14 protein-coding genes and 1 tRNA gene are annotated in these 13,998 nt (G+C 68.8%); 12 read left to right on the top strand and 3 right to left on the bottom strand.

Annotation, left to right across the window (positions count from 1 at the left end; translation table 11 throughout):
• Nucleotides 1–4 precede the first annotated feature (4 nt).
• Complete coding sequence (locus tag ASD79_RS20455; protein WP_056725064.1) at nucleotides 5–1,522, bottom strand: exopolysaccharide biosynthesis polyprenyl glycosylphosphotransferase; 1,518 nt, start codon at nucleotides 1,520–1,522, stop codon at nucleotides 5–7.
• A gap of 131 nt (nucleotides 1,523–1,653) precedes the next feature.
• Here ASD79_RS20455 and ASD79_RS20460 point away from each other — a divergent pair.
• Nucleotides 1,654–1,744: transfer RNA gene (locus tag ASD79_RS20460), tRNA-Ser, on the top strand.
• A 316-nt stretch (nucleotides 1,745–2,060) separates the two neighbouring features.
• The gene (locus ASD79_RS20465) at nucleotides 2,061–2,576 is read left to right on the top strand and encodes a hypothetical protein (RefSeq protein WP_156400604.1); all 516 of its coding nucleotides are present in this window, start codon (nucleotides 2,061–2,063) and stop codon (nucleotides 2,574–2,576) included.
• A gap of 132 nt (nucleotides 2,577–2,708) precedes the next feature.
• Here ASD79_RS20465 and ASD79_RS20470 read toward each other — a convergent pair whose 3' ends face one another.
• Nucleotides 2,709–3,518: a hypothetical protein gene (locus tag ASD79_RS20470; protein WP_056725068.1), complete on the bottom strand. Its 810-nt coding sequence runs from the start codon at nucleotides 3,516–3,518 to the stop codon at nucleotides 2,709–2,711.
• A 511-nt stretch (nucleotides 3,519–4,029) separates the two neighbouring features.
• Between ASD79_RS20470 and ASD79_RS20480 the strand changes: the two genes are divergently transcribed.
• The 10 genes from ASD79_RS20480 (at nucleotide 4,030) to ASD79_RS20525 (ending at nucleotide 13,158) form a co-directional block, all read left to right on the top strand.
• The gene (locus ASD79_RS20480; RefSeq protein WP_056725072.1) at nucleotides 4,030–4,614 is read left to right on the top strand and encodes a hypothetical protein; all 585 of its coding nucleotides are present in this window, start codon (nucleotides 4,030–4,032) and stop codon (nucleotides 4,612–4,614) included.
• On the top strand, nucleotides 4,611–5,438 hold the full coding sequence (locus ASD79_RS20485) for a hypothetical protein (protein WP_056725075.1): 828 nt from the start codon (nucleotides 4,611–4,613) through the stop codon (nucleotides 5,436–5,438). The genes ASD79_RS20480 and ASD79_RS20485 overlap by 4 nt, the downstream gene beginning before the upstream one ends.
• The gene (locus ASD79_RS20490; protein ID WP_056725076.1) at nucleotides 5,435–5,959 is read left to right on the top strand and encodes a hypothetical protein; all 525 of its coding nucleotides are present in this window, start codon (nucleotides 5,435–5,437) and stop codon (nucleotides 5,957–5,959) included. Before ASD79_RS20485 ends, ASD79_RS20490 begins: the two co-directional genes overlap by 4 nt.
• Nucleotides 5,935–6,498: a hypothetical protein gene (locus ASD79_RS20495; RefSeq protein ID WP_056725078.1), complete on the top strand. Its 564-nt coding sequence runs from the start codon at nucleotides 5,935–5,937 to the stop codon at nucleotides 6,496–6,498. Before ASD79_RS20490 ends, ASD79_RS20495 begins: the two co-directional genes overlap by 25 nt.
• An 82-nt stretch (nucleotides 6,499–6,580) precedes the next feature.
• Nucleotides 6,581–8,467, top strand: coding sequence for a type II secretion system secretin GspD (gene gspD / locus ASD79_RS20500; protein ID WP_056725080.1), 1,887 nt, complete (start codon nucleotides 6,581–6,583; stop codon nucleotides 8,465–8,467).
• Between the two features lie 19 nt (nucleotides 8,468–8,486).
• Nucleotides 8,487–9,125: a hypothetical protein gene (locus ASD79_RS20505; protein WP_156400605.1), complete on the top strand. Its 639-nt coding sequence runs from the start codon at nucleotides 8,487–8,489 to the stop codon at nucleotides 9,123–9,125.
• The gene (gene gspG, locus ASD79_RS20510) at nucleotides 9,089–9,535 is read left to right on the top strand and encodes a type II secretion system major pseudopilin GspG (RefSeq protein ID WP_056725085.1); all 447 of its coding nucleotides are present in this window, start codon (nucleotides 9,089–9,091) and stop codon (nucleotides 9,533–9,535) included. Before ASD79_RS20505 ends, gspG begins: the two co-directional genes overlap by 37 nt.
• A complete protein-coding gene (locus ASD79_RS20515; RefSeq protein WP_056725087.1) occupies nucleotides 9,532–10,269 on the top strand; it encodes an A24 family peptidase in 738 nt (245 codons plus the stop codon). The genes gspG and ASD79_RS20515 overlap by 4 nt, the downstream gene beginning before the upstream one ends.
• Complete coding sequence (locus ASD79_RS20520; protein ID WP_235524544.1) at nucleotides 10,257–11,948, top strand: GspE/PulE family protein; 1,692 nt, start codon at nucleotides 10,257–10,259, stop codon at nucleotides 11,946–11,948. The genes ASD79_RS20515 and ASD79_RS20520 overlap by 13 nt, the downstream gene beginning before the upstream one ends.
• A complete protein-coding gene (locus ASD79_RS20525; protein ID WP_056725088.1) occupies nucleotides 11,941–13,158 on the top strand; it encodes a type II secretion system F family protein in 1,218 nt (405 codons plus the stop codon). The genes ASD79_RS20520 and ASD79_RS20525 overlap by 8 nt, the downstream gene beginning before the upstream one ends.
• Before the next feature lie 143 nt (nucleotides 13,159–13,301).
• Here the strand turns inward: ASD79_RS20525 and ASD79_RS20530 are convergent, their stop codons facing one another.
• Nucleotides 13,302–13,937 (bottom strand): TetR/AcrR family transcriptional regulator, encoded by a 636-nt coding sequence (locus tag ASD79_RS20530; protein WP_056725090.1) that lies wholly within the window; start codon nucleotides 13,935–13,937, stop codon nucleotides 13,302–13,304.
• Nucleotides 13,938–13,998: the final 61 nt, after the last annotated feature.

The raw sequence follows: 13,998 nt of genomic DNA on the forward strand, positions 1-13,998 counted from the left end.
GCCCTCAGCGCACCGCCGACCGATCCCCCAGCAGGCAGGGGACGGTCATGGCGATGATGTAGAGGTCCAGCCAGAACGACTGGCGCTCGATATAGTCGACGTCCAGGGCGACGCGTTCCTGCACCAGCTGCGCGGTGTCGACCGGACCGCGCGAGCCGTTGATCGCCGCCCAGCCGGTGACGCCCGGCTTCATGCGGTGGCGGTGGGCGTAGTGGGCGACCAGCTTGGCCGACTCCACGTCGCCGCTTTTCATGCCGATGGCGTGGGGGCGGGGGCCGACCATCGACATCTCGCCCTTCAGCACGTTGAACAGCTGGGGCAGTTCGTCGAGGCTGGTCTTGCGGATGAACTTGCCGATCTTGGTGACGCGGTCGTCGTCGGCCGTGACCTGGCGGGCGGCCTTGGCGTCGGCCATCTCGTGGCGCATCGAGCGGAACTTCCAGACCCTGATCGCCTCGTTGTTGAAGCCGTGGCGACTCTGGCGGAAGAACACCGGGCCGGGGCTGTCCAGCTTGATGGCGAGGGCGGTCAGCAGCATGATCGGCGAGGCGACCAGCAGGCCGAGACCTCCGACGACCAGGTCCTGGGCGCGCTTGGCGACGGCCCGGCGGGCGTCGGTGGTCGCGCCCGACAGGTCGACGAAGCGGGCCAGGGACGCGTTGCGCTCGGCCTCTCGGCCGACGTCGACGAACAGGCTGACGGGATTGGGCAGCACTTCCAGGCGCTCGACCAACTGGCGGACGCGGATCTGGGCGGTCGAGGTCACGGCGATGATGACGCGGTCGACATAGGGCATGATGCGGTGGTCGATCAGGGCGTTGGTGTCGCCGAGCACCGGCACGCCCATCACTTGGGACGGGGCGCGGCCGGCGCGGTCGTCGAAGACGCCCAGCACGTTGACGTCGCCGGTCGCCAGGGCGGCGCGGATGAAGCGCTCGGCATTGACCGTGGCGCCCACCACCACGACGTTGGGGGTCAGGCGACCTTCGCGGCGGCCATGGTCGATGATCCGCCACCAGGCGGCATGCAGCAGGCAGATGACGGCGATCACGCCCAGGCCCCAGCCGGCGACGATCCCAGTGGCGCGGACCTGGTCGAAAACCAGGTTGGCGACCAGGACCACCAGGGCGGCGGCGCCGAACGCCGCCAGAACGCGCAGGCCGTGTCGCTGGAAGGTGTCGCGCCGATGGAAGGCGTAGGCCTCCAACCCATAGAGCGCCGGAGCGAGGGCAAGGGCGCCGAGCACCAGCGGCGCGAAGGCCCCGGCCGTCAAACGCGCGGCGACGATGACCGCGACGGTCACCGCGCCGACGGCGACGGCGTCGACGACCCGGAAGATTCTTGAAAGGCTGCGGACCTGCATGCGGGCCCGGGCCGGAACCAGTCGACCAGGCCGGAACGGCCCGCGCCGGCCGACGCCGACCGCGTCGTCGTCCTCGACCACCGAGCGTTGCGACGCCGCCTGGACGTCAGCCACGCGGACGTCTTCGGTCTCAACAGGATGTGCGATTGCCGACGACATGAGCCCCGAGCCCGTTGCAGAACGGGGTTCATCCTAGTCCCACGGTCTGAGCTTCACGTTAACGCGGATTTTTCCGACAGCTCGATTGTCACGACGCGGCGAACAGGCTATCGAACCGCTCCCTCTCAGGAGGAGACGTGGCCGAGAGGCTGAAGGCACCGCTTTGCTAAAGCGGCATACCCCAAAAGGGTATCGAGGGTTCGAATCCCTCCGTCTCCGCCAACCCCCTCAACATGATCGAGCCGCTTCGTCGGTGCGGGGACAATTGGACGCCAATGACGGCGCTGGCCTTGGCCGCTTCGGCCCCCTTGTCGGCCCGGTCGGTCCACTTTGCGTAGACCTTGAAGACCATGGCCATGGTCGAATGACCGAGCTGTTTGGCGATCCAGGCTGGGTTGACGATCGGCGCCCCGCTCGAAGTTGACTTATCATTTCGCTTGCCGTCCCCTCGGGTTGCGCATCGTGGAACCGCGCACGGGGCGAGGGGCGTATGTCCGGTTGGAACCAAAGGGTTAGGTTCGGGGCGTTGCTGGCTGTCTTGGCGGTGCTGTCGAGCGGTTTCGCGCCGGCCGAGCCCTACACCAAGCCCACGGCCCATCAGGTCAAGAGGTTCGACACGGTTGGCCGCCTCGTCGCCGAGGCCCCGTGGTGCGAGCGCCTGGGCTTCATCGTCGATCGCGTGAAGATGGACGCCGCGGTCAGCGCGGCCATCGTCGAGGCGCAACGGGCCGGGCTCGACTATCTCGCCGGCGATGATCTGCTGAACACCGCCATGCGCGCCAATATGGATCGGTTCCAAACCGAGGACGTCGTCGCCTATGAGGCCGCCGGCTCATCTGCCGCAGCGCTACGGAAGGCCGTTGATGGCTTGGTCGCCGCGCACGCGTCCAGTTGCGCCGCGTTCGTTGGCGATGAGTTTGCTGGCGGCGCCTTGACCGGACCTGCCGGCGATGTCCTGGCGATCCAGAAGCAAAAGCAGATCGCCGATCTCATCGTCCGTCGGGAGGCGTGGAGCCGCATACGCCAAGCGGCCCTCAGGCAAGGTCCGACCTAGGTTACCCGCGCCGGCGGAGCCGTCCTCACCTGTAGCTGCGATGCGGCGGGAAATCGCACGTCGCAAACTGTCACGGGGGTCAATCGTGTCCCCGTTGCGAGCGGCGACAGCGTCTCGACCAACCCACCACGTTTATCGCGACGCCGCGAACCCGACTGTGATTGGCGCGCCGTTGGCGCCGTCCGGGCCTCGGTAGGGCAGGCACCCGCCCAGGGCCGCCAGGGCCCGAGCCTCGGCGACGAGGCGGGCTTCGTCGGGCGCGGCGCCTGAGGGGCGAACGATCTTGGGCGGCGTTGCGATCATGCCCCGCGCATCCAGGACCACCTCCAGCGTGACCGGAACGGTCGATCGGCCCGGCAGCTTGCGCCAGCACGGCTCCAGAAAGCCCCAGAGCGATCCCGATCCAGCCGAGGCCTTGACGTCGCTGTTGGCGGAAGAACGCGGACCGGCCTTGTCCAGTGGCTTGGCGTCGGGCGCGCGGGCGTCGGCGCCCCGGCCGCCGTCGTCACGATCGGACTTGCCGGACGCGGCGGCGTCACGCGCCGCCCGGTCTCGCCGCACGGCGTCGAACAGCGCGCCGAGGCTGGGTTTCTGCGGCGTGGTCGCGCTGGCGATGACCACCTCGGGCTGGGCCTGCCGCATCCGGGCCATCATGGCCGCCAATATCGCCGCATCCTGGGACGCCTGCGTGGTCGAGGTGTCGGTGGCCTCCGGCCGGCGTAGGCCCGAAAGCGACAAGACGATATAGGGTTCGACGGCCTCGGCTCCTGCCTGGCCGCCAGCCGCAAGGACGCCGCCAGGGGGGGAGCCGAGGAAGGCGCAGAGCAGCGCTATGTGCAGGGCGACCGCTCCGCCGAAGGCCGCCAGGCGACGGTTGCGGCGTCCGGCGCGCGAATCGTCGAAGGCGACGACCCGGAAGGGAGGAAACTGGGTCGGTCTCATTGTCGACGCGCCAATTAGTACTGGTTGCATCCCCTGCATATATGATAGTTTAAGGTGATCAAATACTGACGCTTGATGGGGCGGCGTCGCGCTGAAATCGGCGTGCGTCGGGGGTTGAGATTTCGCTTATACGTGCATCGCGCCGTCCTGCAGGCGGCACGGCGGGCTTTGCCGCCGTCGACGCCCTGGTCGCCCTGGTCATCCTGTCCAGCGCACTGGGGTTGAGCCTAGTTGCGACCCAGAGCGCCCGCAAGGTGGCCGCCCAGGCCGCGCAGACCCGGCGGACCGAAGCCCTGTGCCGATACCTCCTGGCGACCGGCGCCGGCGTCGTCGGTGTCACCGCCGGCCGGTCCTCGGGGCTGGACTGGCGGTTGGAGGTCAAGCCGGTCTCGTCCAGCCCTCACGCTCCGGAGTCGCGGCTGTGCGACGCTTCAGTGGCCGTGCGCGCGCCAGGCCGCGGACAGACTTTCGTCATGTCGACCACAGCGGTCTGCCAAGAGGAGCCAGCGGCATGAGCCAGGACGGCTACACCTTGGCTGAGACCATGGCCGCGCTGGTGATGATCGGCCTGGCCATCGGTGGACTGGGCCAAGCCACATTCCTGATTGGTCGCCTCAACCGCGCGACCGGCGCGCAGGTCGCCGCCGATCATCATCTGGGCGCGGCGCAACGGACGTTGGACGACTTGCTGGGCAAGGCCGGCCCGTTCCGTGTCGGCGACAGCCAGGCGTTCAACGGCCGGGCCCAGAGTTTCGATTTTTCCTGTGACGCGGATCGCATCTGCGGCGCCGAGTTGGTCACGAGCGAAGCCCAGACCACGCTGGTCGTTCGCCGCAGAGGGCGGGCGACGGCCGCACGGTCGCTGGGCCGCGTGCGCAACGCGCGCTTCCTCTACGGCGACACCCGCGGTTTGCATGGGGCTTGGCCGGCGGAGAGTGACGGATCTGGCGGCAAGCCGCTCTTGAGCACGGTCGTGCTGGTGGAGGGGCGAGACGATCCGGGCCGGCCGCTGGCGGTCGCGGCCGTCTGGGCGCAACAGGCGGCGACCTGCCAGTTTGACTCCATCTCGGGCGAGTGCCGGGAAGCCACGCCATGAACCAACCCGGAAATCTGCGGCTGATCCTCGATAGCGATCAGGCCGAGGCATCGGAACCGTTCGGCGCGGCGGCGCCCGCCGAACCCAAGATTTTCGTGCGGACCGTCGCCGCGCCGCCAGGCTGGCCCTGGGACCAGCGGCGCGTGGCGATCCTGGACGCGCGTCATGGCGCGCCTCTGCCGCTGGGCGAGGTGGCGATGCAACTGCGCCGGATCGAGTCCTGGCGGCCGGGGCAGGCCGGGCGCTATGCCGCCTTCTATGTTCGGCGCGGCGACGTCCACGGACGTCTGGAAACCGAACTTGAGGTCGCCGGCCAGTCCCAGCGCGTGGTGTTCCTGGCGCCAGGCGAGCATCAACGCGTCGCGCGAACGCTCGGCCTTGCGGCTTTCGCGACCTTTGTCGTCGTGGCGGTGATCGCCCTATCGACCGTCAACGCTGTCCTGAGCCGGGGGCGGGCCGAAGCCCAACTCCAGGCCGCCGAGGCCGCCGCCGCGACGAAGCTGCGTCAGGCGCAAGCCATCCGCGCGTCGAGAGCGCAGTCCGAAGCGCTGGACGCCGTCGATCGCGGCGAGCGCCTCGACACCGTATTGACCGACCTGGCTTGGGCCTCGACCGCCAAGGCTCCCGGTGCGCGCATCGAAGCGTGGCGTTGGCAGGGCGGTCTGATGGCCGTCGAAGTGCGGGGGGAGGCCTCGCCGTTCACGGCGACGGACCGCATCATCCAGAAGGCGCCCAAGCCGCTGCGCAAACGCGTCTGGCTGTGGGGCGTGGGACCCGCCTCCCGCGAGCGTCCTGTCTCCGCGTCGCCGAGCGCGGCGCGATGAGGGCGGGCAAGCTGCCGGGGCCGGCCATCGCGCTGGGCGCGACGATCATCGCGGCCGTCGGCGCTCTGACCTTCAGTTGGGGGCTTGCGGCCATGGCCCGCCCCAAGGACCTCAAGGAACGCGTCGTCGCCCTCGAAGCCTATGCCGAACGGACCCAGACCCTGCTGCGGCGACGCGGCGGAAACGCCGACTACCCGGCGGGCGCGGTCTGTCCTGGTCTGTCCGACGCGCAGTTGGAGCCGATCCGCCAGCGCCTGGGCGCGGTCGCCTCGGGCGCGCAGCTCAGCCTTGAGAAGGTTTCCGTCACGCGATCACAAGGTCCGAGCTTCGACCCGATCGCGGCCGTCGATGTCCGCATCGAGGCGACCGGCGCCTATGAACCGACGCTGCTGATGCTCGACAACCTCTCTCGTCTCACGCCGCTGATCTATGTCGACACAGTCGACCTGCGACCGCACACCGACACCGTCACCCTGCAACTTTCTGGACGATTCTATTGCTGGACCTCCGCGCCTCGTTGATCTTCGCCGCCGCCGCGCCCGTCGGTCTGGTTCTCGGCGCCGCGGCCTGGACCCTGGCCGGCGGCGCGGGGTTCGCCGAGGCGTCCGTCGCCTCCGCGGCTGGCCAGTTTCCGACGATCCGCACGCGGAGCGCCGTTGGCGCGGCCAGTTCGAGCGGCGCGGCGCGGGCGATCAGCGCGCCGCTGTTCGCGCTGCTCGGCGGCAAGGGCGCCGTCGCCGACCCCGTGATCCGACTGGAGGGCATCGCCCGATCGCCCGGCCGCGTCGCGGCCTTGCTGACCATCGACGCCAAGCCCTCGGCCTGGTTGGGCTTGGGCGAAACCCGCGACGGCGTCACCCTGGTCGAGGTCCTCGGATCGAAGATCACGGTCGACACCGCGATCGGCGTCAAGGAGGTTCGCCTGGGCGAGGCCACGACATCGGTGGCCGGCGTCGCCGGATCGCCGACCTTGGCGATGGCGCAGGATACGCCGCCGCCGGGGTACCGCATGCCGCCGGCGCCGGCCAGCGCCCCCGCCATGTCGGCGCCGTCACAGTGATCGTTTTCCTGGAAAGAGCTCTCGCGTGTTGAGTTTGAAGCGCCCCGCGCGCGGTGGTCTAGTCCTTCTGTGCGCGGCTCTGGTGAGCTTGACGGTTCATCCCGTCCTGGCCTTCCAGGCCCGCCCGACCGCGGCGACGCGGGCGGAGTCCTATACCTTCGCTTTCCGCGACGCCGATGTCGCGCAGGTGGTGGAGGAGGTGGTGGGCGGCGCGCTGGGCGTCACCTACACCCTGGACCCGGCGATCACCGGCAAGATGTCGTTCCGCATCGACCAGCGGCTGACGCGCCCGCAGCTCTTCGAGGCGATCGAAGCGGCCCTGGCCGCCAACGACATCGCCTTGGTCCGCGAGGGCGAGTCCGTGAGGATCGTGCCGCGCGCCAAGGCCAGGATGTCGTCGAACATCCGAGCGGTCGGCGACGTGGGGCGTCGGGCCGGATACGACGTGGTCGCCGTGCCGCTGTCCTATGCCTCGCCCTCCGAGGTCGCCAAGGCGCTGGAGTCGATGACCGCGTCCAACACGGTGCTCTACACCAGCGACAAGCAGGGCCTGCTGATCCTTGGCGGCATCGGCACGGAACTGCAGTCGGCGCTCGAGACCATCAAGGTCTTTGATCGCAGCGCCTTCGAAGGCTCGCGCATCCGCTGGTTCGAGCTTGGCCAGGCGCCGGCCGTTACGGTCGCCGGCGAACTGGATCGCCTGCTGCAGGCCGGTGGCATGGGCAGCGTCACGATCGTGCCGCTGAAGCGACTGAACGGCCTCATTGTCTTCGCCCGCACCACCCAGGCCTTGGACGATGTCGGTCGTTGGGTGACCCGGCTCGACGTGGTGTCGCGCGAGAGCGCCTCCTCGCTCTATGTCTACAGGCCACGCAGTTCGTCGGCCGAGGATCTGGGCGCGACGCTGGGCTCGGTGATCTCTGGACAAAACAACGAAGTCGACAACGGAGCCAGGGGAAACGCCGCGCTTGGCGAGACGGCGGGGACGACAGCCTCTTCGTCGACCGCCGCCGCCGCGCCGCCCGGAACTTCTGGCGGCGCCTGGTCGAGCGGCCGGGCCGACGGCGATGACGCCGTCCGGATCGGCGTCAACAAGGCCTCAAACTCGCTGCTGATCTTCGCCGCGCCATCGCGCTGGATCCAGATTCAGCGGATTCTCGACGAAATCGATCGCCCAGCCAGCCAGGTGCTGATCGAGGCGTCGATCCTTGAAGTCCGCCTCAGCAACGATCTCAAATACGGGGTCGACTGGAGCGTCCTCGGCGACTCCGGTAAGCTGGGCGTCAACTCGATCTACAACGACAAGGGCGCGATCGGCCCGTCGTTTCCCGGCTTTTCGGTCACCTACCTGACCGGCGACATCAAGGCCGCCGTCTCCGCCTTGGGATCGAAGACCGATGTCGAGGTCGTCTCCGCGCCGAAGATCGTCACGCTCGACAACCACCCCGCCAAGCTTCAGATCGGCGATCAGGTGCCCATCGTCACCCAAAGCTCCCAAAGCACCGCCGGCGGCACGCCGGCCCTGATCAACACCGTCGATTACCGCAACACCGGCGTTATCCTCAACGTGACGCCGCGGATCACCGGTGACAACCGCGTGGTGCTCGATGTGGCGCAGGAGGTCAGTTCGGTCGCGAAGACCATCACCTCCGGCATCGATTCGCCGACCATTCAGCAGCGGAAGTTCGAAAGCACCCTCGTGCTCGACAATGGATCGGTGGTCGCCCTGGGCGGACTGATCAGCCGCTCCCGCACCCACAACGACGTCGGCATGCCGGGCCTCAGCAAGGTTCCCTATCTGGGCGCGCTGTTCAAGTCCGACAGCCGCGACGAGGCTCGCTCGGAACTGATCGTGCTGCTGACCGCCAGGATCATCACCGATCAGACCAGTGCTGATCGAACCATGGCCAACCTCCTGGCCGACCTGCATGAGATTCAGACCCGTGGCCTCGTTCCCAGTCGACAATAGCACCGACGGCTATGCGAGTGTGGCGGCCATCGCCGTCAGTCTTTCGCTGGCCGTCGTCGCGACCGCTCTCATGGCCCGCAGCATCGGGACTCTGCGGGCGGCGCGGGCGGACTTCGAGCGGACCCGCGCCGAGTATCAGTTGGCGGGCGTTCAGCAGCGGGCGGCGCTCGCGCTGATGATGGGCTCCGGTTCGGGCTCCGTGATCGCCGAGCGCGAAGCGGCCAAGATCAGCGTCGCGACGGCAGCCGACCTGGACAGTGGGACGCTGTCGCGTTTCGGCGTCAAGAATCCGGAGCGATTGACGGCTTGGCTGCGCGACGCGGCGGCGGCGGGGCCGACCCCGCCCGCCGACCTGGTTGCCGCCGACCAGGCCGCGGGTTGGAGGGCATGCGCGCCGGCGATGATCTCGGCCTTTGGTCGTGCGGCTAGCTTGAATCCACCGCAAGATGGTTCGCGGATCGAGACGGGTGTCAAACCGGGTTTGGGTGAGGTCTGGCGTCTTCGCGCCAGTACGCCGAAGGGTTGGACGGATGAGCGGATCGTGAGATTTACCGGTGTGTCCCAACGGCCCGCCTCGGTGATCTGGCGGCGTTTTTATCGGTCCGTGGGAGAGGGGAAGTCATGCGCAGCGATCTTCGTACAACCAAAGCACGGTTGAAGGCCGAGGCAGGCTATACGCTGACCGAAATGCTGGTGGTGATCGCCATCATCGGCCTGATCGCCGCCGTGCTGACGCCCAGCCTGATGGGGCAGCTCGGGCGTTCGAGGGTCAAGGCCGCCGAGTTGCAGCTCGATACGGTCGCCTCGGCGATCGAGGCCTTCCGGGCCGACGTGGGGCGCTATCCCAGCAAAGACGAGGGGCTGTCGGCCCTGGTCACCGCGCCGGCCGACGCCGAGACCTGGACAGGGCCCTATCTGAGAGGCGCCAAGGCGATCGTCGATCCCTGGGGAAAGCCGATTCTGTATCAGCCGGCCGACGACGACCACGACTACGTAGTGATGAGCTACGGCGCTGATGGCCGGGCGGGCGGAAGCGGCGTCAAGCGCGACCTTCGAGCGGGGCAATGAACGAAGCCTGGTTCCTGTCCGCGGCCCTGCCGATCGGCGCGACGATCGGCAGCTACGCATCAACCGTGGCCCTGCGCGCCGGACGCGGCGAACAGGCGACCCTGGGCCGCTCGCGCTGCGACGGCTGCGGACGGGGCCTCGGCTTTCTGCAGACCATTCCCGTTCTGTCGTTCCTGCTGCGGCGCGGCGCCTGCGAAACGTGCGCCGCGCCGATCGCGCGCATCCATCTGATCGGCGAAGTGCTGGGCGGGGCCGCCGTGGCCCTGGCCTTTCTCGTGGCCACGCCTTGGCGCGCGGGCCTGCTTAGCGTGCTGGGGCTGGCCTTGCTGAGTTCGGCGCTGATCGACGCCAGGACGCGGCGGCTGCCAGACCTGCTGACGGTATTGATCGCGGCCGCCGGCGCGACCTTGGCCTGGACACGCGCTCCGACCGACCTGGCGCTGGGCGTCGTCGCCGCGATCGCCGCTTTCGGGCTGCTGCAGTTCGTCCGCCTGGCCTTCCGTGCCCTGCGGGGTCATGACGGTATGGGCTTTGGCGATGTGAAACTGATCGTCGCGCTTTGTCTATGGTTGGGTCCGGCGATGGCGTGGGCGATTGTCATCGCCGGCCTCGTCGGTCTGGCGGCGATCGCCGTGATCCGTCCGCGCGACCGGCGCGCGCCGTTCGGCCCGGCCATCGCACTGGGCGCCTGGTCGGTCGGTCTGCTGCTGGAGGCCGGGGTATGGCCCGCATGACACGCGCCCGTAACGCCGATCCGGGCGCCGACCAGAGGCGCGAGTTGATCGAGGCTCTGCTGGACGCGGGCCTGATCGACGGCGCGGCCCTGGGGCGGGCGGAACTGGTCTCGACCCGCACCGGCCAACCCGTCGAGCAGGTGCTCAACCAGCTGGGCGCGTTGTCGGACGATGACCTGGTGGCGGCCTATGCCAAGGTCTCCGGCTGCGAGGTCTGGGACCCGCGCGCCGCGCCGATCGCCGCCGATCCCTTCGCCTTGGGCGTTTCGGCCGAGTTCCTGCGGCGCGGCCGGATTTTGCCGATCCGCCAAACCAAGGCGGGCCTGGTTTGCGCCGTTTGCGATCCGCTGGACAACGAGACCCTGTCGGGTCTGGTCTTCGCCACGGGCCTGTCCTTGAGCCTGCTGGTGGCCCGCCCCAGCGACTGGCGGCGTGGTTTCGAGGCGCTGTTCGCCGAGGGCGGCGGCGAACCGGCCCACCTGGACGAACGTCGGCTTGAACGCGAAATCGATCAGGTTTCGGACGGCGCTTCCGAAGGCGCCGGGGCGCGATTGGTGGCCAGTGCTTTCGAGGCCGCTATCGCCCTGGGCGCCTCGGACATCCATTTCGAGCCGCGCCGCAATGACCTGGCCGTGCGTCTTCGGGTCGATGGGCGGATGGTCGACCACCAGGTCGTCTCGGCCGACCTGGCCCCGCCGGCCGTGTCGCGCATCAAGGTGATCGCCAACCTGAACCTGGGGGAGCGCCGTCTGCCGCAGGATGGGCGCACCACCTTCGTGATTGGCGGTCGATCGGTCGATGTCCGCGTGGCGACCTCGCCGACGGTGTTCGGGGAGTCGGCCGTGCTGCGTATTCTCGATCGCGCCGCCGTGCCCCTTGACCTGAACCGCCTGGGGCTGAGCGCCGACGTGGTTTCCGTCCTGTCGCGCGCCGCGCGCACGCCCCATGGCCTGTTCCTGGTCACCGGCCCGACCGGCAGCGGCAAGACCACCACGCTCTATGCCTTGCTGCAAACCTTCGCCGGGTCCAGCAAGAAGGTCCTCAGCATCGAGGATCCTGTCGAATACCATTTCGAGCATGTGTCGCAGACCCAGGCCGCGCCGCATCTTGGCCTGACCTTCGCCGCGGCCCTGCGATCATTCCTGCGCCAGGACCCTGACGTGATCCTGGTGGGTGAGATTCGCGATCCGGAAACCGCCGCCGTCGCCATCCAGGCGGCGATGACCGGGCACCTGGTGCTGGCCTCGATCCACGCCAACGATGCGCTGGCCGTGGCTCCGCGCCTGCGGGACATGGGTATCGAGCCCTACCAGTTGGCCGCCGGCTTCCGCGGCGCGATGGCCCAGCGGCTGGTGCGACGGCTGTGCCCTGACTGCCGCGTGGAGGACGCCTCCGGCCAGTCGGCCGGCTGGGTCGAAGGTCGGGCGATTGCGCGGCGCTTCCATCCGGTCGGCTGCCCCAAGTGCAAGGGTATGGGCTATCGCGGACGGGTTCCGGTCAGCGAAGGCTTTCTGGCCGATGACGACCTGCAGCGAGCCTTCGCCGAGCAGGGCTCGCCAAGCGAGCTGGCCAGGATGGCCAAGGCGCTGGGATTGGTCGGCATGCTGAACGACGGCCTGGACATGGTCGAGGCGGGGATCACCAGTCTCGAGGAAGTGCTGGCGGCGGTCCATGGCTGAGCCGATCCGCGAGTATCGCTACACCGGCCTTGAAGCTTCGGGCCGGCGTGTGCGGGCGACGATCACCGCGCCCAGTGAAACGGCGGTCTACGAGCGTCTGCGCCGCGACGGCGTGACGCCGATCAGAATCCGTGAGGTCCGCGCCGATCAGACGGCGGCCGAGGGGCGGGGCGCAAACCTTGGCGATCGTGAAACCGCTGAGATCCTGATCAATCTGGCCGACCTGCTGTCGGCTGGCGCCGACATCCGTTCGGCGCTCGCCATTCTCGCGGCGCGCGCCGAACGTCCCGCCGTGCGCGATGTCTGCCGCAGGCTCACCGCCCAGATTGGCGGCGGCGAGGCGGTGGACCAGGCGTTCTCGAAAAACCTGGCCCGGGGCAACGCCTTCGTTTCGGCCCTGATCGCCGCCGGCGAGACGTCGGGCGACCTGCCGGGAGGCATGCGTCGAGCTGGCGAGCTTTTGGAGGCGCGGGTCAAGCTGCGCGAACAGCTGATCTCGACCCTGTCCTATCCGATGTTCGTGCTGGTCAGCACGATCGCCGCGGCGGCCGTCATTCTTCTGTTCGTCGTTCCCTCGTTGGCGCCTTTGGCCGAGGAGGGCGAGGGGCGGGGGCCGCTCGTGCTGGCGACGATGGTCGCCGTCAGTCTGTTCCTTCGGACGCATCTGATCCTGATCATCGGGGGGCTGGCCGCCGTGCTTGTCGCCTTGATTGCCGCCGCCCGCGCGGGTTTTCTGACCGATCCGATCGACCGCTTTCTGCATGTGGGACCGGGGCGACGGATCATGTCGGGTCTGACCTTCGGCGGTTTCGCGATCGCCTTGGGCGGCATGCTGACCTCCGGCGCGCCCATGACGGACGCCCTACGTTTGGCGATCCGGGGCGTGGATTCCAAGCTCGCGCGCCTCAGGCTCGAACCGGTGGCCCAGGCCGTCCGCCAGGGCGTGTCGCTGTCTGTCGCCCTGCAAGGCGTGGCGGGCTTTCCCGGCGCGATCACCCGACTGGTCGCCGTGGGTGAAGCCTCGGGGGCGCTGGGGCCGATGTTGGCGCGGTCCGGCAAGCTGGAGGAGGCGGCGGCGATCCGGCGGATCGAGATGGGCGCCAGGATGCTGGGACCGATCCTGATCGTCGGCTTGGGCGGCATGATCGGGTTGCTCATGGGCGGCTTGCTGTCGGGTGTCACCGAACTGGGGCAGGCGGCGCTACGCTAGCCGGACCCCGGGAAAGGCGACGCGTCACCCATGGCGAGAACGCTGGGCGCGTTTAGTCATGGTCGGCGCCGGCGTAGCCGGCGGCGGGCGTGTAGGTCAGGCCCGTGCCGCCACCGGCGATGGCGACGATTGCGTTCGAGCCATCAATAGTTGTTGGCGTTGGTGTTGATCTGGTCGAGGAGGTTGGGCAGCAGGTGGGCGGCGATGCGCCGGGCGGACTCGGCGTCGCGGCCCAGCATCCCGCGCAAGGGGCCTCCGATCATGGCGTCGCCGAAGGCGCACAGGGTCAGCAGCAGCAGGGCGGATGGGATGTGCTGGGGCGCGCCGTCCGTGGCGCGGACGGTTTCGTCCAGGGCGGCCACCAGATCGCCCACGGCCTCGCGCACCGGCTCCAGGTGCTCGTAGCGGTTGGAAAGGGCGAGCCACGCCGCCAACTGGCCCGCGCCGCCTTCGTCGAAGGCGTCGAAGACGATGTCCACCAGCGCTCTTGGCGCATTGGCGTCCGAGCGGACATGGGTCACCGCCGTTTGCAGCGCCTTGGCCAGGTCGCGGACCATCGCCCCCATCAGGGCCGACTGAAGTTGGGCCGCCGACCCGAAATGATGGATCAGGTTGCCGTGGGTGACGCCGATCTCGCGAGCGACGGCGTTCAGGGTCACGCCGGTGGGGCCGTGCTCGATGAGCAGCTGTCTGGCGCAGGCGATGGCCTGGGCGCGAGCCTCGTCGGGGGAGCGCCGGCGGCGGGTCTTGACGTACGCCGGAGGCGCTTCGCTCTGCACCTTGCCTTCTCCATATTTATATCAATGTAAATGTCACCATGGCGTGGTTCGGAAAAGGATG

The organism is Caulobacter sp. Root655, assembly GCF_001427665.1.
GTDB lineage: Bacteria > Pseudomonadota > Alphaproteobacteria > Caulobacterales > Caulobacteraceae > Caulobacter.

What these genes read in the sequence shown, in the direction of transcription:
- ASD79_RS20455 (WP_056725064.1), bottom strand. Translation starts at nt 1,522, where the DNA reads ATGTCGTCGGCAATCGCACATCCTGTTGAGACCGAAGACGTCCGCGTG.
- ASD79_RS20470 (WP_056725068.1), bottom strand. Translation starts at nt 3,518, where the DNA reads ATGAGACCGACCCAGTTTCCTCCCTTCCGGGTCGTCGCCTTCGACGAT.
- ASD79_RS20480 (WP_056725072.1), top strand. Translation starts at nt 4,030, where the DNA reads ATGAGCCAGGACGGCTACACCTTGGCTGAGACCATGGCCGCGCTGGTG.
- ASD79_RS20485 (WP_056725075.1), top strand. Translation starts at nt 4,611, where the DNA reads ATGAACCAACCCGGAAATCTGCGGCTGATCCTCGATAGCGATCAGGCC.
- ASD79_RS20490 (WP_056725076.1), top strand. Translation starts at nt 5,435, where the DNA reads ATGAGGGCGGGCAAGCTGCCGGGGCCGGCCATCGCGCTGGGCGCGACG.
- gspG (WP_056725085.1), top strand. Translation starts at nt 9,089, where the DNA reads ATGCGCAGCGATCTTCGTACAACCAAAGCACGGTTGAAGGCCGAGGCA.
- ASD79_RS20515 (WP_056725087.1), top strand. Translation starts at nt 9,532, where the DNA reads ATGAACGAAGCCTGGTTCCTGTCCGCGGCCCTGCCGATCGGCGCGACG.
- ASD79_RS20520 (WP_235524544.1), top strand. Translation starts at nt 10,257, where the DNA reads ATGGCCCGCATGACACGCGCCCGTAACGCCGATCCGGGCGCCGACCAG.
- ASD79_RS20525 (WP_056725088.1), top strand. Translation starts at nt 11,941, where the DNA reads ATGGCTGAGCCGATCCGCGAGTATCGCTACACCGGCCTTGAAGCTTCG.